General features: G+C 67.4%; 19 protein-coding genes and 1 tRNA gene. 11 read left to right on the forward strand and 9 right to left on the reverse strand.

What is annotated here, in order from left to right:
* The coding region (locus tag ACK4IU_RS07380) for an NAD(P)/FAD-dependent oxidoreductase (protein ID WP_409733205.1) at window positions 1–826 on the reverse strand (826 nt) is incomplete at its 3' end.
* 159 nt (window positions 827–985) lie between these two features.
* Between ACK4IU_RS07380 and ACK4IU_RS07385 the strand changes: the two genes are divergently transcribed.
* The 5 genes from ACK4IU_RS07385 (at window position 986) to ACK4IU_RS07405 (ending at window position 7,386) form a co-directional block, all read left to right on the forward strand.
* A complete protein-coding gene (locus ACK4IU_RS07385) occupies window positions 986–1,744 on the forward strand; it encodes a DeoR/GlpR family DNA-binding transcription regulator (protein ID WP_409733207.1) in 759 nt (252 codons plus the stop codon).
* Between the two features lie 19 nt (window positions 1,745–1,763).
* Window positions 1,764–2,273, forward strand: coding sequence for a TRAP transporter small permease subunit (locus ACK4IU_RS07390; protein WP_409733209.1), 510 nt, complete (start codon window positions 1,764–1,766; stop codon window positions 2,271–2,273).
* Between the two features lies 1 nt (window position 2,274).
* A complete protein-coding gene (locus ACK4IU_RS07395; RefSeq protein WP_409733211.1) occupies window positions 2,275–3,612 on the forward strand; it encodes a TRAP transporter large permease subunit in 1,338 nt (445 codons plus the stop codon).
* A gap of 45 nt (window positions 3,613–3,657) precedes the next feature.
* Entirely contained in the window at window positions 3,658–4,746 is a 1,089-nt protein-coding gene (locus ACK4IU_RS07400; protein WP_409733213.1) for a C4-dicarboxylate ABC transporter, read from the forward strand.
* Window positions 4,747–4,890: 144 nt separating this feature from the next.
* On the forward strand, window positions 4,891–7,386 hold the full coding sequence (locus ACK4IU_RS07405) for a cation:proton antiporter (protein ID WP_409733215.1): 2,496 nt from the start codon (window positions 4,891–4,893) through the stop codon (window positions 7,384–7,386).
* 12 nt (window positions 7,387–7,398) lie between these two features.
* Here the strand turns inward: ACK4IU_RS07405 and ACK4IU_RS07410 are convergent, their stop codons facing one another.
* Entirely contained in the window at window positions 7,399–9,645 is a 2,247-nt protein-coding gene (locus ACK4IU_RS07410; protein WP_409733217.1) for a molybdopterin cofactor-binding domain-containing protein, read from the reverse strand.
* A 2-nt stretch (window positions 9,646–9,647) separates the two neighbouring features.
* Window positions 9,648–10,112 (reverse strand): (2Fe-2S)-binding protein, encoded by a 465-nt coding sequence (locus ACK4IU_RS07415; RefSeq protein ID WP_409733220.1) that lies wholly within the window; start codon window positions 10,110–10,112, stop codon window positions 9,648–9,650.
* A 93-nt stretch (window positions 10,113–10,205) separates the two neighbouring features.
* On the opposite strand from ACK4IU_RS07415, the gene ACK4IU_RS07420 reads away from it, so the two are divergent.
* From ACK4IU_RS07420 to ACK4IU_RS07445, 6 genes are all read left to right on the forward strand, one after another.
* Window positions 10,206–10,802 carry a TetR family transcriptional regulator gene (locus tag ACK4IU_RS07420; protein ID WP_409733222.1) on the forward strand — a complete coding sequence of 199 codons (597 nt, stop codon included), beginning with the start codon at window positions 10,206–10,208 and terminating at the stop codon, window positions 10,800–10,802.
* Between the two features lie 82 nt (window positions 10,803–10,884).
* On the forward strand, window positions 10,885–12,324 hold the full coding sequence (locus tag ACK4IU_RS07425; protein WP_409733225.1) for a serine protease: 1,440 nt from the start codon (window positions 10,885–10,887) through the stop codon (window positions 12,322–12,324).
* A gap of 41 nt (window positions 12,325–12,365) precedes the next feature.
* Window positions 12,366–13,499, forward strand: coding sequence for a DNA polymerase III subunit delta' (locus ACK4IU_RS07430; RefSeq protein WP_409733227.1), 1,134 nt, complete (start codon window positions 12,366–12,368; stop codon window positions 13,497–13,499).
* Window positions 13,500–13,504: 5 nt separating this feature from the next.
* Window positions 13,505–14,323: a TatD family hydrolase gene (locus tag ACK4IU_RS07435; RefSeq protein ID WP_409733230.1), complete on the forward strand. Its 819-nt coding sequence runs from the start codon at window positions 13,505–13,507 to the stop codon at window positions 14,321–14,323.
* Window positions 14,323–15,126: an MBL fold metallo-hydrolase gene (locus tag ACK4IU_RS07440; RefSeq protein ID WP_409733232.1), complete on the forward strand. Its 804-nt coding sequence runs from the start codon at window positions 14,323–14,325 to the stop codon at window positions 15,124–15,126. The genes ACK4IU_RS07435 and ACK4IU_RS07440 overlap by 1 nt, the downstream gene beginning before the upstream one ends.
* 73 nt (window positions 15,127–15,199) lie before the next feature.
* Window positions 15,200–16,138 carry an AEC family transporter gene (locus ACK4IU_RS07445; RefSeq protein ID WP_409733234.1) on the forward strand — a complete coding sequence of 313 codons (939 nt, stop codon included), beginning with the start codon at window positions 15,200–15,202 and terminating at the stop codon, window positions 16,136–16,138.
* Between the two features lie 75 nt (window positions 16,139–16,213).
* Here ACK4IU_RS07445 and ACK4IU_RS07450 read toward each other — a convergent pair whose 3' ends face one another.
* From ACK4IU_RS07450 to ACK4IU_RS07475, 6 genes are all read right to left on the reverse strand, one after another.
* Window positions 16,214–17,185, reverse strand: coding sequence for an ABC transporter permease (locus tag ACK4IU_RS07450; RefSeq protein WP_409733236.1), 972 nt, complete (start codon window positions 17,183–17,185; stop codon window positions 16,214–16,216).
* Window positions 17,186–17,195: 10 nt separating this feature from the next.
* On the reverse strand, window positions 17,196–18,449 hold the full coding sequence (locus tag ACK4IU_RS07455; RefSeq protein ID WP_409733238.1) for an ABC transporter permease: 1,254 nt from the start codon (window positions 18,447–18,449) through the stop codon (window positions 17,196–17,198).
* A gap of 61 nt (window positions 18,450–18,510) precedes the next feature.
* Entirely contained in the window at window positions 18,511–19,578 is a 1,068-nt protein-coding gene (locus tag ACK4IU_RS07460) for an ABC transporter substrate-binding protein (RefSeq protein ID WP_409733241.1), read from the reverse strand.
* A gap of 54 nt (window positions 19,579–19,632) precedes the next feature.
* On the reverse strand, window positions 19,633–20,733 hold the full coding sequence (locus tag ACK4IU_RS07465) for an ABC transporter ATP-binding protein (RefSeq protein WP_409733244.1): 1,101 nt from the start codon (window positions 20,731–20,733) through the stop codon (window positions 19,633–19,635).
* 285 nt (window positions 20,734–21,018) lie between these two features.
* Window positions 21,019–21,105 (reverse strand) — tRNA-Leu (locus ACK4IU_RS07470).
* 86 nt (window positions 21,106–21,191) lie between these two features.
* Window positions 21,192–22,763: a peptidoglycan-binding domain-containing protein gene (locus ACK4IU_RS07475; protein ID WP_409733246.1), complete on the reverse strand. Its 1,572-nt coding sequence runs from the start codon at window positions 22,761–22,763 to the stop codon at window positions 21,192–21,194.
* Between the last annotated feature and the right edge of the window lie 8 nt (window positions 22,764–22,771).

Consider the following 22,771-nt stretch of genomic DNA (forward strand, 5'->3'; position numbering starts at 1 on the left):
CTTCGGCGGTCGGGCCGACGAGGAGGTTGCCGAAGGCGGTGCGGCAGACAACGATGCCCTTGGTGATCTTCGTCGGCACCGGCAAGAGGATGTGCCCGGCCAGCGCGGCGGCGGTCTTGTCGTAGACGACGAACTGGCCCTTGCGCGGCTTGATGGTGAACCAGCTTTCCCCGGTTACGCGACGGTCCACCTCGTCGCCGAAAAGCCCGGCGGCGTTGATGACCAGCCCCGCCGTCACCTGCCCCGCCGTGGTCGCCAGATGCCAGACATCGCCAGACCGCCGGCCGGTCAGCACCTCGGCCTGCCGCATCAGCACCGCGCCGTTGGCCAGGGCCTGCAAGAGATAGCCATGCGCAGCCGACCAGGGGTCGATCAGATGTTCGCTCGGCACACGGAAACCGGCAAGCACCCGGTCCGACAGCGCCGGCTCCAGCGCCCGCGCCTCGGCCGCCGTGACCGGGTGGATGTCCGTCACCCCATTCGCCAGCGCCTGATCCATCAGCGCCGGCAGGCCCGCGACCTCTTCCTCGGTCCAGGCCAGCACCATGGCGCCCGCCCGCACCAAGGGCAGGCCCAGCCTTTCGCGGATCTCGTGATAAAGCGTGTAACCCTCGCGGATGCAGGCCAGTTCCAGGCTGCCCTCGGGCGCGTCGAAGCCGGTGTGCAGGATCGCGCTGTTGCCCTTCGAGGCGCCGTCCAGGACCTCGACTGCCTTCTCCAGCACCACGACCCGGGCACCCGCCAGCGTGAAGGCGCGGGCAAGCGCACAGCCGACCACTCCGGCGCCGATCACCGCCACATCGTATCCGGGATGAGAGGCGCTCACGGAGTTCCCCAGAAGTCGGCTGTGCATTTCAACAGGAATTGACTGTTCGGTCATTCCTGTCAAGCTGCCCCAGACGGCAGTGCAGATTTTTCACCGTCCGGTCAAGAAACCTGTTGACCTGAGCGGTCGGGCTTGGTCGGCTGGCTTTTGGGGAAGGTCATGAAGCCGAACGAACGACAGCCTCAGATCGAGGCGATCATCCGGCGCGAAGGGGAAGTCTCGGTCGAGATGCTGGCAGCTCGCTTCGACGTTTCGGCCGAAACGATCCGGCGCGACCTGGGCCTTCTGGCCGAGCGCGGCCGGATCCAGAAGGTGCATGGCGGGGCGCGACGGCCGATGCTGGTGGTCGAGCCCAGCCATGGCGAGCGCGAGATCGCCTCGGCGGCCGAGAAGGCGATGATCGGCCACAGGCTTGCGGATGCCGTTGCGCCCGGCGAGACGCTGTTCATCGACACCGGCTCGACCACGCTGGCCACGGCGCCTGCGCTGGCGACGGTTCCCGGGCTGACGGTGATCACCAATTCCTGCCGCCTCGTCGAGCGGCTGGCGCAGGCGGGGTCGGATGCGGCGATCCATCTGCTGGGCGGCCGCTACGGGGCCGACAACGCCCAGACCATCGGCGGAACGACGATGGAGCAGATCGCCCAGTTCCGCGCCGACCGGGCGGTGTTGACGGTGGCGGCGGTGGATCCTGCGGTGGGGGCGATGGATGCAAGCCTTGACGAATCCCAGGTCGCCCGGGCCATGATCCGCCACGCCCGGACGGTCACGCTGCTTGCCGATGCCACGAAATTCGGCCGACACGCGGCTTTTGCCGTCTGCGGCATGGAAGAAGTCGATCTCGTGATCAGCGACGGTCGGTTGGACAAGGCGCACAGAGAGGCGCTGCAGGACAAGGGAGTGGAAGTGTGGATCTGATCGAAATGGTGGGTGCGACATGCCGCATCTGATCCGGGCCTATGTGCGGATCGTCGACAAGGTCTCGGACTATGTCGGCTACCTGGCCGCATCGCTGATCTTCTTCATGGGGGCGACGCTGCTTCTGGACGCGGTCACGCGCAACGTGCTGAACATCCCCGTCCACTGGGCGATCGAGCTGACCCAGTTCACGCTGGCGGCCTATTACTTCATGGGCGGGCCGATCACGCTGAAGAACAACGAACATGTGCGGATGGACCTGTGGTACGCAAACCTGTCGGACCGAGGGAAGGCGAAGCTGGATCTGGTCACCGTCTGGTGCATGATCTTCTACCTGGGCGTGATGCTGGTCGGTTCGATCTCGTCGCTGCAATACGCCATCCAGACCAACGAACGGCGGTTCTCGATGTGGAACCCTTCGGTCATCCCGATCAAGGCGCTTCTGACCGTCTGCCTCGTCCTCATGCTGCTCCAGGCCTTCTCGCTGGTGTTCAAGCACATCGCCACGCTGCGCGGAAAGCCGCTCTGACATGTCCTACGAACTGATCGCCCTTCTGATGTTCGCCACAATGGCGCTGCTTCTGGTCACGGGCCAGCGGGTCTTTGCCGCCATCGGCTTCGTCGCGGCCGGCGCCTCGCTGCTCCTCTACGGCAACGGCGCCATCGAACTGCCCTACAACCAGGTGTTCAAGCTGTTCAACTGGTATGCCATGCTGACCCTGCCCATGTTCATCTACATGGGCTACATCCTGGCCGAAAGCGGGATCGCCGAAGACCTCTACAAGATGATGCATGTCTGGTTCGGCCGCCTGCCGGGGGGCCTGGCCGTCGGCACGATCCTCGTCATGGTCATCATCTCGGCGATGAACGGGCTGTCGGTCGCCGGCATGGCCATCGGCGCCACCATCGCCCTGCCCGAAATGCTGCGGCGCGGCTACGACAAGGTGCTGATCTCGGGCGTGGTGCAGGGCGGCTCCTCCCTTGGCATCCTGATCCCGCCCTCGGTCGTGCTGGTGCTTTACGGCATGATCGCGCGCCAGCCGGTGTCGAAGCTGTGGTTCGCGGGCCTGGTGCCGGGCCTTCTGATGGCCGCCATGTTCATCGCCTACATCATGATCCGCGCCAAGCTGAACCCCAGGCTTGCCCCGCCGGTCCCGGCGGAGGAGCTGAACATGCCCTTCGGGCAGAAGCTGGCGCTTGCCCGCGCCGGGATCATCCCCTTCCTGATCTTCTTCTTCATGACCGGCCTATTCGTCAGCGGCTACACGAGCCTTGTCGAAAGCTCGGCCGTCGGCGCGACGGCGGCCACCCTTGCCGCCTTGGCGAAGGGACGATTCTCGTGGCGGCTGATCCGCGAGACCTCGATGAAGACGCTGGCCGTCTCTTGCATGTTCCTCTGGCTGATCCTGGCGGCGCTGGCCTTCGGCGCGGTCTTCGACGGGCTGGGCGCGGTCAAGGCGATCGAGAACCTGTTCATCGGCCAATGGCACATGGGGCCCTGGGCCATCATCATCATGATGCAGCTGAGCTTCCTGCTCCTGGGGATGTTCCTCGACGACACGGCCATGCTGGTCATCGTGGCACCGCTCTACATCCCGCTGGTGGCCAGCCTCGACCTTGGCTTCGAGAACCAGCTGATCTGGTATGGCGTCCTCTACACCATCACCTGCCAGATCGCCTACATCACGCCGCCCTTCGGCTACAACCTGTTCCTGATGCGCTCGCTGGCGCCCCGCGAGATCACGCTGCCGGACATCTACCGCTCCATCTGGCCCTTCGCGGCGATGATGGCGCTGACCATCGTGCTGTTGATGATTTTCCCGCAGATTGCGCTCTGGCTACCCGAGCAGATCAACGTGCGGGGCTGAATGACCAACCGGGCCAGAAGAGCCCAAGACAACAAGGAGACGACGATGACCGAGAAGAAACCGCAAAGCCCGTCCGAGGCGATCCTCGCCTCGCGCCGGAATTTCCTGCGCCAGTCCGTTCTGGGGGCGGGGGCTGCTGCCGGGGCGACGCTGGCCGCCCCTGCCGTGATCGCCCAGACCGGCCCGATCAAGTGGCGCCTGCAGACCTACTCCGGCGCCCCCCTTGGCGCGCATGTGATCAAGCCGCAGATCGATGCGTTCAACGCCGCCGCCAATGGCGAGATGGAGATCGAACTCTACTACGCCGACCAGCTCGTCCCGACCGCCGACCTGTTCCGCGCGCTGCAGAACGGCACGCTCGATGCCGTCCAGTCGGACGAGGCGACCATGGCCTCGCCGGTCGACATCTCGGTCTTCGGCGGCTACTTCCCCTTCGCCACCCGTTACAGCCTCGATGTGCCCGCGCTGTTCCGCTACTACGGGCTGAAGGAAATCTGGGAAGAGGCCTATTCCGAGGTCCCGGGCGTGAACTGGCTGTCCTGTGGCGCCTGGGATCCCCTGCACATCTTCACCGTGAACAAGCCGATCCGCAGCCTCGCCGACATGAACGGGCTGCGCGTCTTCGGGGTGCCGACCGCCGGCCGGTTCCTGGCCCGCTATGGCCTGATCCCGGTGACGATCCCGTGGGACAACGTCGAGGTCGCGATGCAGACCGGCGAGATCGACGGAGTGGCCTGGTGCGGCTTCACCGAAGCCTATGAGGTCGGCTGGGCGGACGTCTGCAAGTATGCGCTCACCAACTCGGTCACCGGCGCCTGGTTCGGCAGCTATTTCGCGAACACTGCCAGCTGGGAAAAGGTTCCGCCGCACCTGCAGGAACTGTTCAAGATCACCATCGACCAGTCGCACTATTACCGGAACGTCTGGTACTGGGGCGGCGAGGCCAAGCTGCGCGTCGAGGGCGAGAAGATGGAACTGACCTCGCTTCCCGATGAGGAATGGGCGCAGGTCGTCAGCGACGCCAGCGGCTTCTGGGACGAGGTTGCCGCTTCCTCGCCGCGCTCGGCCAAGGTGGTCGAGGCGTTCAAGAAATACGCCGACACCATGCAGAAGGCGGGCTATCCCTACCGCTAGGCCCACGGGCCGCCAGGGCGTCGCACCCGATCGGTGCGGCGCCCGCCCCGCATGCATCCGGGCATCTGCGAACTTGCGCAGATAATTTGCTGATAGTGCACGGAAACGGCTGAACTGGACGGCGGACTGCGCTAGACGGTTGGCATGGACGTCATCAGCCTTGTCGGCATCGTCGCCGCGCTTTTCATCGTCATCAGCCTCAGCGAGCCACTGGCCGACTGGTCGCGCCTGCCCTACACGGTGGTACTGGCCATCATCGGCGTGCTGATCGGCCTCGGCGCGGCCTACCTGATGCAGCACGAACCCGCCGTCGCCGATCTGGTTCCGGTGGTGGACGGTCTGGAGTTCGGCATCCGCGCCAATGTCTTCCTCTATGTCCTCCTGCCGACGCTCCTGTTCCAGGTCTCGCTGGGGCTGAACCTGCGGCGGATGGCCGAGGATTGGGTGCCGATCCTCGTCATGGCGGTAGTGGCCGTCGTGGTGGCGACCTTCGCCATCGGACTTGCGCTGCAACCCTTTACCGCCTTGCCCCTGGTGGCCTGTCTGCTGCTCGGCTCGATCGTCGCCACCACCGACCCTTCGGCCGTGGTCTCGATCTTCCGCAACATCGCCGCGCCGCAGCGGCTGACCCGCATCGTCGAGGGCGAGAGCCTTCTGAACGACGCCGCCGCCATCGCGCTGTTCGGCTTCTTCCTGACCTTCGTCATGCTGGGTGTGCCGAACCCGACGCTGCGCGATGCGCTGATCGGCTTTCCTACGCTGATCCTGGGCGGTCTCGGCATCGGCTGGCTGCTGGCCCGGCTCTGCCTTGGCATCCTGACCTGGCTCGCGCGCTTTCCGCTTGCGCAGGTCTCACTCAGCGTGGCCCTGCCCTATTTCGCCTATCTGGTGGCCGACCAGCTTCTCGGGGTGTCGGGCGTGATCGCGGTGGTGATGGCGGGCATGACGCTGAACTACCTCGGCCCCGGCCGGATGTCGCCGACCAACTGGACCAACCTTCGCGAGGTCTGGGACGTGCTGGCCCATTGGGCCGGCGCGCTGATCTTCCTTCTCGCAGCACTTCTGGTGCCGCGTCTCCTTGCCGATTTCCGGCTTTACGATCTCTTGCTGATCGGTATCGTCATCGCGGCCGCGATCCTGTCGCGGCTCTTCGTCCTTTACGTCATCCTGCCGGCGCTGACTGCACTGCGCCTGTCGCCCAGGATCAACCGGCCCTACCGCGTGGCAATCCTCTGGGGAGGCCTGCGCGGGGCGGTCACGCTGGCCCTGGCGCTGGCGGTGTCCGAGAACTTCCGCGTCCCCGCCGACGTCAAGCGCGAGGTGGGCATCCTCGCCACCGGCTTCACGCTCTTCACGCTCTTGGTGCAGGGGACGACCCTGCGCCGGGTGATCTCGCTCCTTGGCCTGGACAAGCTGGCGCCGATCGACCGGGCGCTGTCCAGCCAGGTTATCGCCGTGGCGCTACAGACCGTGCGCGAGGAAGTGGCCGAGACGGCCCGCAGCCACAACCTGTCGCATGACATCGTCCGATCTGAGGCGAAGCGGTTTGCGGAAAGGCTCGACCAGGCCATCCAGCGTGCCGAGGCGGCAGACGACATTCCCGACCGCGACCGGATCACGCTGGGTCTCGTGGCGCTGGCCGGACGCGAGCGCGACATGATCCTGGAGTCCTTCCGCGAACAGCTGATCTCGGCCCGGCTGGCCGAACAGATGCTGTCGGACGCCGACCGGCTGATCGAACGCACCCGGGCGGGCGGGCGCGAGGAATACCGCGCCTCTGGCCGCCTCAGCCTGGCCCGGGGCCGGGGCTACCGCCTGGCCATCCTGTTGCACAACCGGCTGCGCCTGTCGGGGTTGCTGGCCCGGCTGACCGCCGACCGGTTCGAGATCCTGCTGAACCTGCGCCTGATCCTGCGCGACCTGCATGGTTACATCGACAGCAAGATCCGCCGTATCCATGGCAAGCGGGTCGCGGACCTGCTGCACGAACTGGTCCGGCGGCGCGAGGATGAGACGGCAACCGCGCTGGAAGGGCTGCGCCTGCAATACCCGGGCTACGCCGAGGAGACCGAGCGCCGCTTCCTGCGCCGCACCTCGCTCCGGCTGGAGGAACGCGAATACGACGCGCTTTATGCCGACGGCCTCATCGGCAGCGAGCTGCACATCACCCTGAAACAGGAGCTGGCCGCCAAGCGGCGCGCCTTCGACGTGCGGCCGCCGCTCGATCTCGCGGTGCAGAAGACCGAGCTCGTCCGCCAGTTCCCGCTGTTCGACACGATGAACGAAAGCAACCGCCGGCAACTCGCCAAGGCGCTGCGCACCCGTTACGTCCAGCCGGGCGAGGTTCTCCTGCGCAAGGGCGACACCCCGCGCGAGGTCTATTTCATCGCCTCGGGTGCGGTGGAGTTCGAGACGGCGGGCCAGAAGTTCCGCCTCGGCCGGGGCGAGATGTTCGGCCAGCTCTCCTTGCTCAGCCGCCAGACCCGCCGCACCCAGGCGACGGCGATCAGCCACACCACGCTGCTGGTGCTGGACGAAATCCGCTTCCGCCGGCTTCTGAACCGCAACCAGAAACTCCGCGCAGTGGTGATCGAAAGCGCCCGGAAGCGCGGCCTCGACATCTCGACGCTGGAGTTCTGAGGCGCCCGCGCCTCAGCCCGCGAAGCTGAACTGCCGGTTCAACGGCAACTCGCGGGCACGGATGCCGGTCAGGTCATACAGCGCATTGACAAGGGCCGGGGCGGCAGGGGGCGTCCCCGGTTCCCCCACCCCGCCGATATGGCCGAAAGTGCCGTTGTTCTGCAGGATCGCCACCTCGAAGGCCGGGGTCGTCGGCATACGCAATGCGTCGTAATCGGGGAAGTTGCGTTCGACCACCTGCTGGTCGGCAAAGGTGATCGCGCCGTGGATCGCCGCCGACAGGCCATAGACCATGCCGCCGGTCATCTGCGCATCGACGATGCCGGGATCCATCGCCAGTCCGGGATCGCAGGCGATCCAGGCGCGCGTCAGGCGGATCCCGGCATCGGTCTGTTGCACCTCCAGCACCTCGGCCACGGGTGTGCCGAAGGAATAGCAGAAAGCCACCCCGCGCCCGAAGCCGGGCCGCTTCAGCCGGTCCCAGCCGGACATCTCGCGCACCTTTTCCAGAAGCTGCGCCGAAGGGGCATGGGTGTCCCGCATCAGGTCCAGCCGGAAGGCCAGCGGATCGGCGCCCGCGGCATGGGCCAGTTCGTCGATGAAGCTTTCCAGGAAAAAGGCGTTCATCGAATTGCCGACCGACCGCCAGAAGCCCAGCGGCACCGTCAGGTCGGCGACATGGCCGTCGTAGCGATAGTTCGGCAGGCCGTAGGGCTGATCGAACCCGCCTTCGACCGAACCGCGATCGGCACCCGGAGGCGCAAAGCCCACCAGCCGCGCCAGCGCGTTGCGCGTGGCCGAGGGCGTGGCGGTACGTCCCCAAAGGGCCGTGGCCTTGCCGCCCTCGATCCGGCCCGACAGGCGGGCGATGGCGGCGGGACGGTAGTAATCCTGCGTCAGGTCCTCTTCCCGGCTCCAGGTCACCTTGACCGGGGTGCCGGGCATCGCGGCAGCAACGCGCGCGGCCAGCACCGCCGGCACCGGGTCGGTCCGCCCACCGAAGCCGCCCCCCATGACCGGGACGTGCAGCGTGACCTTCTCCGCGTCGATCCGCAGCGCCGCCGCACAGGCGTCGCGCGTCATTATTGGCGCCTGGCAGCCGCACCAGACCTCCAGCGAGCCGTCCTCCTTCAGCCAGGCGGTGGCGTTCAGCGGCTCCATCGCCGCATGGGCCAGGAAGGGGACGCGGTATTCGGCCTCGATCACCCCGTCCTTCGCAAGTTCCGCCTCGACATCGCCGTCGTCGCGCATCCGCGAATCCGGCCTGGTGGCGAAGGCGGCCTCGATCCGCGTCATCATCGCCTCGGTGTCGGCCGGATAATCGGCCTCGGCCCAGTCGATCTTGACCGCCTCGGCGGCCTGCATCGCGGTCCAGGTATTGTCGGCAACGACGGCGATGCCGCTGCCCAGGCCGATCACCTGCGCCACCCCCGGCATCGCCAGCGCCGGGGCCGGGTCGAAGCCCTTCATGGCCCCGCCCCGCCGCGGGTTCATCCGCACCGAGGCGAACTTCATCCCCGGCAACCAGGTGTCGATGCCGAAAACCTCGGTCCCGGTGGACTTGGCCACCATGTCAAGCCGCGGCATCGCCTTGCCGACATAGCGCCAGGTCGAAGGGTCGCGCAGTTCCACGTCGCCGGGCACCAGGTCTGCCGCCTCGGCGGCAAGCTCGGCATAGGTGAAGGTCTTCTCCCCGATCACCTTGCCGCCTTCGGTCTTCAGCGTGTCGGGCGACACCCCCAGCCGCTTCGCCGCCGCCGCCTTCAGCGCCTCGCGCGCGCCGGCCCCGGCCAGCCGCATCTGCACGAAGCCGCCGATCGCGCCGGTCGAGCCGCCGGTGATCTGAAGCGAGAATATTTTCGGCACCGCCGCAAGGATTGCATTGTGCGACTTGGGGCGTTGCGAGACCATGAAATCCGGCTCGTTCGACATCCGGTCCACGAAGCCCGCGTTGAAATAGGCCTGCGCCGGGGGGCCGTGCAACACCCGGACCTGCTGCCAGTCCACGTCCAGCTCTTCGGCCACCAGCGCGGCAAGGGTGGTCGAGATCCCCTGCCCCATCTCGGCCCGGGGCGCGATCACCGTGACGCCATCGGCGTTGATGATGACCCAGGGGTTCAGCGGGACCGAATCCGGGCCGGGCACCAGCGGATTGGCCGGAACCTCGGTGATCTTCCAGGCGGCAAAGGCCGCACCGCCGGCCACGGCAGCACCGAGGACCAGGAACGAGCGGCGGGTGATCGTCTTCCAGCTTGCCATCGTCAACCCGCCTTCATCATCGCTGCGGCCTCGTGGATCGCGGCCCGGATCCGGGGATAGGTGCCGCAGCGGCAGAGGTTGCCCTGCATCGCCGCGTCGATGTCCTGATCCGTCGGCTCGGGGTTCGCCGCCAGCAAAGCCGCCGCCTGCATGATCTGGCCCGACTGGCAATAGCCGCATTGCGCGACCTGGTGCCTGACCCAGGCCGCCTGGATCGGCGCCAGGTTGTCCGGCTGGCCCAGACCTTCGATCGTGGTGATCGCCCCGGTCACCTCGCCGATCGGCAGCTGGCAGGACCTGACCGCCTCGCCATCGACCAGCACCGTGCAGGCCCCGCAGGCCGCGATGCCACAGCCGAACTTGGTTCCCGTAATGCCCAGCCCGTCGCGCAGCGCCCAGAGCAGGGGCACCTCGCCGGGCAGGTCCACTTCATGTGGCTTTCCGTTGATCTGCAGGGTAATGCTCATGACCGGCCTCCGCTTTCTGACATATTTGACTCATTTTGTCATGGTGTCAATCCGCGAATTGACGCCGGGACAGCGCTCTGCGATACCGGAGGCATGCAGTTCTGCGACGATCCCAGCATCGACCCGAAAGAGGCCGCCATCCTGCAATCGGCCTTCGTCGCCTTTGCACGCTATGGTCTTCGGCGCACCTCGATGGCCGACATCGCCGAGGGCGCGGGCATGTCGCGGCCGGCGCTCTACCTGCACTACGCCAACAAGGAAGACATCTTCAACCAGCTGATCCGCATGCATTTCCGCCGTTCGGAACAGGCAGTCGCCCGCGTTCTGGCCGAGGACGGCCCCCCGGCCGAACGGTTGCTGGCCGCGATGCAGGCGGTGGATGGCACGGCGGTCGAGGCGATGCTGAACTCGCCGCACGCCGACGAGATCCTTTCGGCCGACCAGCCCTTCGCCCAACCCGAAGTGCAGGAGGCCCATGCCCGGATCATCGGCCATGTCGCCGACTGGATCGCCCGGGGGGTCGCGGCCGGGCGGCTGAGCCTTGCGGGTCTCGATGCCTCGCCGGAAGAGATCGCGGCCACACTGATGGCCGCGAAGTTCGGCATCAAGGCGCATGCGCAGGACTTCGCCGGCTACCGCGCGGCGCAGGCGCGGCTGGCGGCGATCTGGGGCAAGGCGCTCGGCGGCTGAGGCGGGGCGAGCCGCCCGGCAACCCGCTTGACGGAATCGCGCCGCCACCGTCTCATGGGACCGATTGATCCCGGGGTCTGTCGTGCTGCGCTTTTCACTGGCCTTTGCCACACTGCTTCTTTTCGCCGCCCCCGAGGCGTGGGCCTTTCGTGCCGACGAGATGCAGCGCGAATTCGACGCCCGCGTGCTGACCGCAGACGAGAAGCGGTTCCTCCAGGCGGGCCTCGCCTTCGCCAATGCCTACAACGGGTTGATCGACGGAGCCTGGGGCGCCGGCAGCCAGCGCGCGCTGGAGGCCTACGAAATCCGCAGTGGCCGCACCGCCTTTGTCACCAATGCCGACGTGCTGTTCCTGGCACTGGAAACCTACGAGACCATCGAACGTCACGGCTGGGTGCGCCAGTACAATTCCGGGCTCGACATGTCCTTCCTGGTGCCGACCGTCGGCTTCCGGGACGGCGCGCCCTCCGACAGTTTCGTCAACCTTGAGCTTGACGGCACCAGCCTCGGCTATTCCCTGACCATCGGCACCGGCCCCCAGACCGAACGCCTGCACCGGTACACCGCCGAGGAATCGGTGATGAACGTCTATCAGGTCCGTCGCCCGAACCTCTGGATCACCTCGGGCCGGACGCAGGCCGGGGTCACGCTCTACACCCGCTCGGACTACCGCCGCGGCGCCTGGTCCACCATCATGCTTTCCGCCGCCGACCGCGACGCGGGGCTTCTGGCCGCCGTGACCGGCAGCATCGAGCCCGGCTATGCGCCGCAGATCGGCATTTCCCCCGGCGTCCTGTCCCAAGGCATCGAGACCCTGGCCGCCATGGCCGAGGACGAGGCCCCCGCGCCTTCGCCCGCCGCCCCTGAGGTTCCGGCTCCGGCGGTGTCCGACAGCACACCCTCGACCGGCGGGGCGCAGGGCTTCGGGACCGGCTTCCTCGTTTCGGACCGGGGCGACTATCTGACCAATAACCATGTCGTCCGGGGCTGCCGGACACTGACGGTCGGCGGCCAGCCGGCCACGGTGACCGCGACCGACGAGGGCTTCGACCTCGCCCTCCTGCGCACCAGCGCGCCACCCGAGGGCGCCCCGGCGCAGTTCGCCGCCAGGCCCGCGCGGCTCAATTCCGACGTGACGGTGGTCGGCTACCCGCTGCCCGACCTTCTCGGCGGGGTGAACGTCACGCGCGGCTCGGTCACCAGCCTGAAGGGCATCGCCGGCGACGGGGTGCGCATGCAGATCTCGGCCCCCGTCCAGCCGGGCAACTCCGGCGGGCCGGTGGTCAACGCCGCGGGCCAGGTGGTGGGCGTGGTCGTCGCCAAGCTCGACGCGCAGATGGTGGCCGAAGCCACCGGCGACATCCCGCAGAACATCAACTTCGCCATCCGGGGCGAGATCGCCAAGCTCTTCCTCTACCAGAACGGCGTCGAACCGGCGGAAGCCACCGACGCGGCCGCGCTGCCGCCCGAGGATCTGGCCGACCTCGCCCAGGGCTTCACCCGCCTCATCACCTGCGACTGAGGCCCTTCCCCCCGCCCCCCGCCCCGTGCAATCTGCCGGCCATGGCCGATCCGAAAGACCCGCTTCCCGAACCCGACCGCCTGGAAGGCGCCCCCCACCCGCGCGAGACGCCCGTGCTGCGCGGCCAGTCCGCCGCCGAGGCCGAGTTCCTGCGCGCCTGGCGCTCGGGCCGGCTGCACCACGCCTGGATGCTGACCGGACCGAAGGGCGTGGGCAAGGCGACGCTCGCCTGGCGGCTGGCCCGGTTCCTGCTGGCCACCCCGCCCGACGACGGCGGCATGTTCGCCCCGCCCCCGCCCGAGACGCTGGACATCCCCGCCGATCACCCCGTCGCCCGCCGCCTCCTGCAAGGCGCCGAGCCGCGGCATTTCCTGCTGCGGCGCGGCCCGAACGAGAAGGAAACCGCCCTCTCCCAGGTGATTTCGGTCGAGGAGGTGCGGAAGATGAAAAGCTTTTTCGCCCTCTCCGCCGCCGATGGCGGGCAGCGCACCGCGATCATCGACAGCCTCGACGAGATGAACCCCTCCGCCGCCAACGCGCTGCTGAAGCTGCTCGAGGAACCCCCCGCCAACGTCACCTTCCTCCTGGTCGCCCACCAGCCCGCCCGCCTTCTGCCGACGATCCGCTCGCGCTGCCGCGAGTTGCGCCTTGCAGCCCTCGCACCGTCCGACCTCGCTGACGCCCTCACCCAGGCCGGCGGCGAGATCGCGCCCGAGGACCGCACCGCGCTGGCGGAACTCTCCGGCGGCTCGGTGGGCGAGGCGTTCCGGCTTACCAACCTCGACGGGCTGAAGCTCTACGCCGCGCTGGTCCGCCTTTTCTCCACCCTGCCCCGGCTCGACCGCCCGCAGGCCCTGGCGCTCGCCGACCTTGCCGCGGCGCGGGGGGCGGCGGAAACCTTCGACCTTCTCGTCACCCTGATCGACCTCTTCCTCGCCCGCCTCGCCCGCCGCGGCGTGACCGGCCTCACCCCGCCCGAGGCCGCGCCAGGCGAGGCGCAGCTTCTCGCCCGCCTCGCCCCCGATCCGCTCTCTGCCCGCGCCTGGGCGGATCTCGCGCAAAGCCTTGCCGCCCGAGCCCGGCGCGGCAAGGCGGTCAACCTTGACCCCGCCGCGCTTCTGATGGATATGCTTCTCAAGCTCGACGAGACGGCGGGAAGCCTCGCCCAGAGGTAAGCCGGATGCCCCCAACCGACACCGACCTGCCCGATCTGGTGGACAGCCACTGCCACCTGGATTTCCCCGACCTGATCGGCGAAACCGAGGCCATCCTTGCCCGCGCCCGCGCCGCCGGGGTGAACCGGGTGGTGACGATCTGCACGCGGCTCAGGAACGAACCCACCGTCCGCGCCCTTGCCGAGACGCATCCCGGCGTCTTCTACGCCGCAGGCACCCACCCGATGAGCGCGCACGAAGAACCCATGGCCACGGTCGAGGCGCTGGTCGCCCTAGCCCGGCATCCCCGCTTCGTCGGGATCGGCGAAACCGGGCTCGACTACCACTACACGGCCGAGACCAAGGCGATCCAGCAGGTCAGCCTGCGCCTGCACATCGAGGCCGCGCAGGAAACCGGCCTTCCGCTCATCATCCATGCCCGCGATGCGGACGAGGACATGGAACGGATCCTCGGCGAAGGCATGGCGCGCAAACCCTATGCTTGCGTGATGCACTGCTTCTCCTCCGGCCCGCGCCTGGCCGAGGCCGCGCTCGAGATGGGTTTCACCCTCTCGATCTCGGGCATCGCCGCCTTCCCGAAAAGCCAGGCCTTGCGCGACATCTTCGCCCGCGCGCCGCTCGACCGGCTGATCCTGGAAACCGACAGCCCCTATCTCGCCCCGCCCCCCTTCCGCGGCAAGCGGAACGAGCCGGCCTATGTTGCCCACACCGCCCGCGCCCTGGCACCGGTCTTCGGCCTCGGCCTCGGCGAATTCGCAGCGATCACCACGGCGAACTTCGACCGGCTCTTCCCCCGCGCGGCCCGCAGCGCAAAGGCGGCGTGATGGCGAAACTCACCTTCACCGTGCTCGGCTGCGGTTCCTCGGGCGGCGTGCCCCGCCTCGGCGGCATCTGGGGCGACTGCGATCCCTCGAACCCGAAGAACCGCCGCCGCCGCTGCTCGCTCCTCGTCACCCGCGAAGCGGCCGAAGGCACGACGCGCGTGCTGATCGACACCTCGCCCGACATGCGCGACCAGCTTCTGGATGCCGGCGTGGGCGCGCTGGACGGGGTGGTCTATACCCATTCCCACGCCGACCACATGCACGGCATCGACGACCTGCGCCAGGTCGTGTTCAACCAGCGACAGCGCCTGCCGGTCTGGGCCGACGGCCCGACGCAGGAGGCGCTGCTCTCGCGCTTCGGCTATGCCTTCGTCCAGCCCGAGGGCTCGCCCTACCCGCCGATCCTCGACCTGCACACCATCGCCGGCCCCGTCAGCGTGCCGGGCGCGGGCGGCCCCGTCACCCTGATCCCCTTCCGCGCCGACCACGGCAGCATGGACGCGCTCGGCTTCCGCATCGGCCCCCTCGCCTACCTCCCCGACGCCGTCGCGATCCCCGAGGACAGCTGGCCCATCCTCGACGGCCTCGACTGCTGGATCGTCGATGCGCTGCGCCGCAAGCCGCACCCGACGCACGCCCATCTCGACCTGACGCTGTCGTGGATCGCCCGCGCCCGCCCCGCCCGCGCCGTGATCACCAACATGCACATCGACCTCGACTACGACACGCTTCGGGCCGAGCTTCCCCCCCACATCGCACCCGCCTTCGACGGGATGACCCTCACCTACGACAACCAGCCCTGACCTTGGGGCTTGCCCTTTACCCAAATACTCCACGGGGGTCCGGGGGTGTGAAACCCCCGGTCCGACAGCGGCCATGAGCGCACTCCTCGATGTCATCCTCCCCGTCTTCCTGGTGATCGGCTTCGGCTATGCCGCGGTCCACGCCGGCTTGCTCGCGGAAACTGCCATCGACGGGCTGATGCGCTTTGCGCAGAACTTCGCCGTGCCCTGCCTCCTCTTCCGCTCGATCGCCCATCTCGACCTATCGGCCGCCTACGACCCCGGCCTGATGGTCAGCTTCTACGCCGGCGCCTTCGCCGGCTTCTTCGCCTGCTTCGCCGGCGCCATGCTGATCTTCCACCGTGCCATGCCCGATGCCGTGTCCATCGGCTTCGCCGGCCTGTTCTCCAATTCCCTGCTCCTCGGCCTTGCCATCACCGAACGCGCCTACGGCACGGCGGCACTGGAGGGCAACTACGCCATCATCTCGCTGCACGCCCCCATGCTCTACGGCTTCGGCATCGCGCTGATGGAATGGGCGCGGACGCGCGGCCACGGGCTCTCGGGCGCGGCCCTTCTGCGCCAGATCGGCCGTGCAATCCTGTCGCAGTCGCTGGTGATCGGCATCCTGCTCGGCTTTGCGGTCAACCTGGCCGGCAACCCCCTGCCCGAGGTATTCTGGTCCGGCATCGACATGATCGCGCGCTCGGCCATCCCGGTGGCACTCTTCGGCCTCGGCGGCGTCCTCGTGCGCTACCGGATCGAGGGCGACATCGGCCCGGTCCTCATGGTGACGCTCGCCTCGCTGATCCTGCACCCGGCAGTGACCTGGGCGCTTGGCACGCAGGTCTTCCACCTCGGGACCGACGCGCTCCGCTCAGCCGTGGTGACCGCCGCCATGGCCCCCGGGGTCAACGCCTACATGTTCGCCCACATGTATGGGGTGGGCAAACGGGTCAACGCTTCAAGCGTGCTGGTGGCAACCGCCGCCTCGATCCTGACCGCCTGGGGCTGGCTGCACCTCCTGCCCTGACCGCTCGTCGATGACTGCGTCACTCCTCGCTGACCACCCGCGAGGAGAAGCCGCAGGCGCACGACGAGCCCCCCCTCAGCGCCCCGTCACCCCGCGCACCCGGTCCGACCGCCGCCGCAACAGCTCGACCGTGGTCAGAAGTGCCACCGAGATCACCACCAGGATCGTCGCCACCGCCAGGATCGCCGGCGAGATCGCCTCGCGGATCCCGTTGAACATCTGCCGCGGAATCGTCTGCTGGTCGGGCCCCGCGATGAACAGCACCGCCACCACCTCGTCGAACGAGGTGACGAAGGCGAACAGCGCCCCCGAGATCACGCCCGGCAGGATCAGCGGCATGATGACCTTGAAGAAGGTCGTGCGCGGATTCGCCCCCAGCGACTGTGCCGCCCGGATCAGCGACTGGTCAAAGCCCGACAGCGTCGCCGTCACCGTGATGATGACGAAAGGGATCCCCAGCACCGCATGGGCCATGATCACCCCAAGGTGCGAGTTCGCGAGACACCCCTTCTCGGACAGGGCCCAGCCGAACAGCATGCCCATGGCGCTGTCCGGCGCCACGCAGGCCTTGGCGAAGAAGAAGCTCATCCCCACCGCGATGATGATGATCGGCACGATCATCGGGCTGATGAGCAGCGCCATGATCAGCCGTCGGTAGGGCATCTCGGGCCGCGACAGGCCGAGGGCCGCGATCGTGCCCAGCGTCGTCGCGAGGATCGTGGCCCAGATCCCGACCCAGAAGGAATTCTTCGCCGCCTGCACCCAGGTCGCCCGCTCCCACACCGTGGACCACCACTCCGCGTCGCGCGGTGCCTCGGCATTGGGATGGCCGAAGGTCAGCAGTGCGTCGTACCAGCGCAGGCTGTAGCCTTCGGGATCCAGCGTCAGCATCTTCTCGGTGAAGGTGAAATAGGGCTCGACGTTGAACGAGAGCGGGATCACCACCAGGATCGGCGCGATCAGGAACAGGAAGATCAGCGTGCAGATCACGCGGAAGGCGTAGTACCAGATCCGTTCCAGCGGCGTGGCGTAAGTGGGAAGGGCCATGGCGGTGTCCTCAGCCGAACTTCAGGCGGTCGATGCCGATCAGCCGGTCGTAGAGCCAGTAGAGCAACAGGATCGCCGCCAGGAGCATCGCGGCGATGGCGGCGGCCAGCGACCAGTTCGACTTCGTCATGTGGAAGCTGATCAGGTTCGAGATCAGCTGACCGTCCGCGCCGCCGACCAGCGCCGGGGTGATGTAGTAGCCGACTGCCAGGATGAAGACCAGGAGCGACCCGGCGGCGATCCCCGGCAGCGTCTGCGGCAGGTAGATCCGGCGGAATGTGGTCCAGCTGGTCGCCCCCAGCGACCGCGCCGCACGGGCATAGCTCGGCGGGATCACCCGCATCACCGAATACAGGGGCAGGATCATGAACGGCAAGAGCACATGCGTCATCGCGACGATGGTGCCGGTCATGTTGTACATCATCTGCAATCGGCCGTTGGTGTCGATCAGCCCCATGCCGACCAGGAGGCTGTTGACCACCCCCTGCTCCTGCAACAGCACGATCCATGATGTCGTGCGCACCAGCAGCGAGGTCCAGAACGGCAACAGGACCAGGATCATCAAGAGCGAGGACTTCGCCATCGGCAGGGTCGCGAGAAGATGGGCGACCGGAAAGGCCAGCAACAGGCAGAGGACAGTGATGATCGCCGAGATCAGGAAGGTCTTGAAGAACAGGTACAGGTAGATCCGGTCGCGCTCGGGCGCGCGCTGCCAGCCGTCATCGGTCAGCTTCATGTCCGAGGCAACGCGGTAAAACTCGGGCGTGTAGACGTGGCTTGCCGATTCCATGCCGCGCCAGAGGGCCGGCTTCGCCCAGTCGGGGTCGAGCGCGACCAGCGACTCCTTGTAGGGCGGGGAAAGGGTCGCAGCCTCGCGCGCGCCCTTCTTGAACAGGCTGATCGTGCCGGGGACCGAATAGTTTATCCGCGTCCCGGCGGTGCCGGTGGTCTTTTCCACCTGCATCCGCGCCAGGTCCTGCACCAAAGCGGCATAGGCCGCTTCCGGCGGGTCGGCGGGATCGAAATCGGGATTGGCAGCGAACCACTCGACCAGAGCCGGTGCCGAGGCGGCAAAGCCGTCATGTTCGAAGGACCGTTTCAGCATGTAGCCGATCGGGATCAGGAAAGTCAGCAGGACGAATGCCAGCAGCGGCAGAACCAAAAGCAAGGCCCGCCGGCGTGCCCTCGCCTGCGCCGCCGCAAGGGCCTCGCGCAGTGGTCGCCCGTCGGCGGTGGTCAGGGGTTGGGCGGTCTGTTCGGCCATGCCTGCCTCTTCTTGCGGACGTCCGGGCGCGGCGAGATCGCACCGCGCCCGGGACCATCGGTTACTGGCTCAGCCAGGCCTGGAAGCGCTCGTTCAGTTCCGCGTCATGATCGACCCAGAACTCGGAAGAGGTCTCCAGCGCGTTGGTCATGTTCTCGGGCGCGGTCGGCAGATGCGGCGCCATCTCGGTCTTTCCGTCCTTGAAGATGATCGGCTCGGCCATCGACGACTTGCGCGCCGGACCGTAGGAGATCTGCTGGGCCGAGGCGCGCAGGCCTTCGGTCGAGGTGGCGAAGGCGACGAACTCCATCGCATCGGCCAGGTTCGGGGCACCCTTCGGCACGACGAACATCTCGTTCTCGTAGATCTGGCCGTCCCAGACGATCTGGAAGGGCTTGCCCTCGTTCATCGCCGCCGCGAAGATCCGCCCGTTGTAGGCGGTGGTCATTGCGACCTCGCCGTCGGCCAGCAGCTGCGGCGCCTGGGAACCGGCTTCCCACCAGACGACCTGGCTCTTGATCGTGTCGAGCTTGGCAAAGGCGCGATCAACGCCCTCGGGGGTGCTCAGCACGTTGTAGACTTCCGAGGCCGGAACCCCGTCGCCCATCAGCGCCAGTTCCAGCACCGCCTTGGCGCCCTTGCGCAGGCCACGCTTGCCGGGAAACTTCTCGAGATCGAAGAAGTCGGCCACGGTCTTGGGGCCTTCGGGGAACTTGGTGGTGTCATAGGCAAAGACGTTCGACCAGATGTCGGTCGAGACGCCACATTCCGTCACGGCGCCGGGCAGGAAGTCTTCCATCGCCGGGGTGCCATCGGTGCCTGCCGGCAGTTTGGCGGCGTCGATCGGCTCCAGGATGCCTTCGTCGCACAGGCGGATCGCGTCGGCATATTCCAGCGAGGCGACATCGACGGTCACGTTCCCGGCCTCGACCATCGCCTTGATCGCGGGGGCCGGGTTGTCGCTGTCGACCATGACCGTCGGCTTGCCGGTCGCGGCAATGAAGGGCTTCACGAAGGCTTCGGTCTGGGCCTCGCCATAGGCGCCGCCCCAGGACATCACGGTGATGTCGGCATGCGCGGCAAAGCCGAAGCCTGCCAGCGCGGTGGAAAGGATGAGGGTCTTCTTCATGTCTTGCTCCCTGTTCTGGTTCACTGGTCACGGGCCGGGATCACCGGCCCTTCATCAAGGGTCCAGCGCGCGGGCATCCTGGGGATGCCAGCCCACCTTGATCTTCTGGCCGGGGGTCAGCCTGGTCTGCCCCAGCGTGTTGCGCATCTTCATCACGAAGTCGTCCGACCCCGCGACCTTCAGGACCGCGCGCAGGATGTCGCCCATGTAAATGATCTCGACCACCTCGGCATCGATGGTATGGGCGCCCGCAGGCATCATCTCGGGCTTGAACTCAACCCGCTCGGGCCGGATCGAGACAAGCGTCTTGTCACCCTTCTGCTTGACGTTCACGGCCGTCGCGTCGATCAGCTCTCCGGTCGCGAGACGGACCAGCGCCTTGTCGCCGGAAAGCTCCTCTATGGTGCCGAGAAGCTTGTTGTTCTCACCGATGAACTGGGCCACGAAGCTGTTTTCCGGGCGCTCGTACAGGTCGGCGGGCGGGGCAAGCTGCTGGATCCGGCCGTCGTTGAACACGGCCACGCGGTCCGACATGGTCAGCGCCTCGCCCTGGTCATGGGTGACGTAGACCACCGTGATCCCGAGGTTCTCGTGCAGGTGCTTGATCTCGAACTGCATGTGTTCGCGCAGCTGCTTGTCCAGCGCGCCCAGGGGTTCGTCCATCAGCACGAGCTTGGGGTCGAAGACGAGCGCCCGCGCCAGCGCGATCCGCTGCTGCTGGCCGCCCGACAGCTGCGCGGGGCGGCGATTGGCAAACGCGCCCATCTGCACCATGTCCAGTGCGCGCTTGATCTTCACCTCGCGCTCGTCCTTGCCCATGCCGCGCACTTCCAGCGGAAAGGCCAGGTTCTCGCCCACCGTCATGTGCGGGAACAGCGCGTAGTTCTGGAACACCATGCCGATCCCGCGCTTGTGCGGCGGGACCTGGTTGATCGGGCGTCCGTCCAGCCGGATCTCGCCATGCGTCGCGGTCTCGAAGCCGGCAAGCATCATCAGGCAGGTCGTCTTGCCCGAGCCGGACGGGCCGAGCATCGTCAGGAACTCGCCCTTTCCGATGGAAAGGTTCAGATCCTTCACGACCAGCGATACGCCATCATAGCTTTTCTGGACGCGCTCGAAAGCGACGAAAGCGTCGTTGCGGGGCTCAACCGTCACCCGTGTCTCCCTGATGGTTCCGAGGCTTTACGCCTTCTGACTTGATTCGACTAAACCGAAACGCGCCCCCCAATGCAACGCACTTTTTCGACGCCAAACGGCACTTTGGCGACCTGTTTGAGCCGCTTTGCGCCGCTGCGGGAAGTTGGCACAGCATTCGACATCCACGCAGTCGATCTGCCTGCAATCTGCGCAAGAAAAGGAGACAATCCTGCCGCAGCAAGAGGCCTGAAAGGCAAAGGGCGCGAGGTTTCCCCCACGCCCCTGGCTTCGTCCTGCGGACCCTGGTGCGGATGAAAAGACTCGAACTTTCACTCCGGTTAAGGAACAGCGACCTCAACGCTGCGCGTCTACCAATTCCGCCACATCCGCATGTGGGCCCGGTCCGGACGCCCGCTATCTAGCGACTGGCGCGCGGGATGAAAAGGGGCATTTTCATCCCGCGCCCCCGCTACGGATCAGTTGCTGGAAAACAGCATGAACGGCAGCCGCGCCGCCATGATCGCCGCCTGCGCGCCGGTGTTCATGATAGAGGCGTCCGGCGTTGTCGGCAGGGCGACCGGAGCGGCGGCGGCGGTCTCCTCCACCGGAGCGGCCGGCGCGACACCCGCGACATCCGTCGGGGCCGCAGCGTCCCCGGGCGCGGCCGCCTCGGGCACCAGATCGAAGACCGGCAGGGCGGCCTCCTGGATCACCGGCTCGGGCTCCAGCTCGTGGGCCCGGCCGTTGATCGTGTACGAGGCCTTGCGGATCACCGCGTCGCGCCCGGCCATGCCTGGGGCCACGACCATCTGGCCCTGCTCCATCGCGTCGAGCGACATCCGGTACCAGTCCATCGCCAGGTCGGGACGCTCGGTGGCGCCGAAGCCCTGGCTCAGGTGGTGGCCCAGAAACTCGGCATAGCCCCGCTCGCCCATCGCAGCCAGCAGAAGGGCCGAACCGATGGCGACGCCCAGGTCATCCCGCGCATAGCCGACCCCGAGGCAGACTTTCGCCGTCCCCGACAACTGCGCCGGAGACATGCCCGATTCCAGGACAAAGCCCTCCACCCCCTCCAGGACGGCCGCCGCCGGTTTCAGCGACAGCGCCGCGACGTGGTCCTTGAGCGCCGGCCCGAAGGCGGCGCATTGCCCGGCGATCTGGTCGGGCGTGTACCCGGCGATCTGCGCGGTCAGCTCGTCGCTTTTCGAAATGGCGAAACTGCGCGCCAGGCAGAACTGCTCGCCAAGCGCAAAGCTGGCGTCCTGCATCGTCTCGGCGGTGACCATCCCGCCATTGGCCGTGGTCGTCAGGCCGATCCGGTTGCACTCCGACGCCAGCGAGCCCTTGGCCCCGGCCTCGCTCATGAACGAGGGCAGACCCGGCTCGGCGGCGGCTTCCTCGACCTCCGGTTCCACGACCGGGGCCAGGGCCACCGGCTCGACAGGGGCAAGTGTCGGCAGGGCCGCCGCCGCGGCCGCGGCCACCGACCCCGGCGCGGGCACCCCGTTCGCGGCCATGCCGCCCGTTGGCGCGATGCCGGCCAGCTCGTCGCGCTGGGCGACCAGAACCGCCTTCAGGCCATAGGGGCTGCCCGCCACGGTCGAGGCGATCATCGGCCCGCCCGCGACTGCGCGGTGATAGGAGGTGACAAGGATGGTGCGCTCATGCTCGGTCAGCTGGCCGGTCGGCGCGTATCCGAGAAAGGCCTGGTAACTGCTGATCGCCGCGCGCGACTTCGGTCCGATCGCGCCATCCGGCGTGCCGACGTTGTAGCCGAAATAGTTCAGCGCGGTCTGCACCTCGCGGTTTTCCTCGCGCTGGGCGGAACTTATCGAGGATTTAGTGGACTTGGTCTTGGTCCGCGTGGTGGTCGCCACCCGCTTCTTCTTGTTGTTCTCGTTGGCGACCGCTCCGCCGATCAGGCCGCCGATGATGGCGCCGGCAATGAAATCCTTGCCGTCGGCACGGGCGGGCGTCGAAACGGGCGAGATCGGGGAAAGGGCAACCGAGGTCACAAGTGCGGCGGTTGCGAAAGTCCTGGCCTTCATCACATCAC

The organism is Tabrizicola flagellatus, from assembly GCF_046295235.1.
GTDB lineage: Bacteria > Pseudomonadota > Alphaproteobacteria > Rhodobacterales > Rhodobacteraceae > Tabrizicola > Tabrizicola flagellata_A.